Raw genomic sequence first — 1,485 nt, forward strand, 5'->3', positions numbered from 1 at the left:
CGAAGGCACGCCCACGCATCCGCCGCTGGCTGCGCGCACGACGCGGTCGGTCGAGATGATCCGCGCCGGCGATATCGAGGGCGCGCTGCAGAATTTCTACGAGGGAATCGAAGGCGACGGCTCCTGGCGGCGCGTGCCGGCGGCGGCCAAGCAGCAACTGCGCGACAACGCGCTGACGTTCCTCGGCCAGATCAACGAGCAGCGCAGGCCCTATACGCTCGCGGATGCGCAGGCGATCAGCACGCCGACATTGCTGATCGGCGGCGGCGCCACCACCGGCAGCCTGTCCGTGATGTGGCGCGTGCTCGCCGAGCACATTGCAGGCGCCGAGACGGCGGTGATCCCGAATGCCGGCCATTGGATGTTCGAGCAGGCCCCGCTCGAGTTCGGCGAGGTGGTGAGCAGGTTCTTGGCGAAGTAGGTGCGCACCTCTCCCCGCAAAGCGGGGAGAGGCGAAGGAGGAGGCTTCACACCTTCCACACGCCGACCGGCATCTTGATCGTCGCGTTGAGCCGGTTCCAGACATTGATCGTCGCGATCGCGACGATCAACGTCGCAAGCTCGCGCTCGTCAAAATGCTTGTCGGCTTCGCTCCAGATCGCGTCCGGCACCGGATCCTCGCGATCGGCGAGACGCGTGACGGCCTCGGTCAGCGCCAGCGCGGCGCGCTCGGCGTCGGTGAAATAGGGCGCATCGCGCCAGGCGGATACGGCGAACAGGCGCTCGTCGGTCTCACCGAGCTTGCGCGCGACCTTGGGATGCATGTCGACACAGACGCTGCAACCATTGATCTGGCTGGCGCGCAGGTGCACCAGTTCCAGGAGCTTTTCCGGCAAGCCCTGCTTGGTCAGATTGCCGAGGGACTGAAGGACATTCATGGCCTCGGGCAGGACCATGACGGGGTGATTCATGCGGGCGTGCATCTTTTCGTCTCCATCGCTCGAATTTCGAAGGTTCCGGTCACATCGGCCGGACTGGCTTCGTCATGGGCATGACGGATCGCGACGAGGGAATGTGACCGATGACGCAAAAAAACTTTGAGGAGGATTTTCTCAGCCACCAGTTCGAGGCCAGCAGGGACCATCTGCGCGCGGTCGCGTACCGCATGCTAGGTTCCGGCGCCGAGGTCGATGATGCCGTGCAGGAGGCCTGGCTGCGGGTCAGCCGCTACGACATGTCGGATGTCGCAAACCTGCGCGGCTGGCTGACGACCGTGGTCGCGCGCATCTGCCTCGACATGCTGCGCGCACGGAAGTCGCGCAAGGAAGATCCGATGGGCCCCCATGTGCCCGAGCCGGTCGACGAGACGCGGGAGCGCGAGGCTGAGATGGCCGACTCCGTCGGCGCGGCGCTGCTCGTCGTGCTGGAAACGCTTCAGCCTGCGGAGCGGCTCGCCTTCGTGCTGCACGACATGTTCGCAGTCCCTTTCGAGGAGATCGCACCGATTGTCGGCCGCTCGGTCGACGCGTCGCGGCAGCTCGCGAG

The 1,485-nt window shown here is 65.7% G+C and carries 3 protein-coding genes; 2 read left to right on the top strand and 1 reads right to left on the bottom strand.

Going from position 1 to position 1,485, the window contains the following annotated elements:
• Positions 1–421: alpha/beta fold hydrolase (locus MOV75_RS37805; RefSeq protein ID WP_247007957.1), on the top strand; the 421-nt coding region annotated here is incomplete at its 5' end.
• A 46-nt stretch (positions 422–467) separates the two neighbouring features.
• On the opposite strand, the gene MOV75_RS37810 is transcribed toward MOV75_RS37805, so the two are convergent.
• Positions 468–923 (bottom strand): carboxymuconolactone decarboxylase family protein, encoded by a 456-nt coding sequence (locus MOV75_RS37810; protein WP_246932659.1) that lies wholly within the window; start codon positions 921–923, stop codon positions 468–470.
• 98 nt (positions 924–1,021) lie between these two features.
• Between MOV75_RS37810 and MOV75_RS37815 the strand changes: the two genes are divergently transcribed.
• Positions 1,022–1,485, top strand: a 464-nt coding sequence (locus MOV75_RS37815) for a sigma-70 family RNA polymerase sigma factor (RefSeq protein ID WP_247007958.1), incomplete at its 3' end; no start/stop codon positions are given.

This window comes from Bradyrhizobium sp. PRIMUS42, assembly GCF_023006515.1.
GTDB lineage: Bacteria > Pseudomonadota > Alphaproteobacteria > Rhizobiales > Xanthobacteraceae > Bradyrhizobium.

Coding starts and splice junctions, on each gene's coding strand:
- MOV75_RS37810 (WP_246932659.1), bottom strand. CDS start 923: ATGCACGCCCGCATGAATCACCCCGTCATGGTCCTGCCCGAGGCCATG.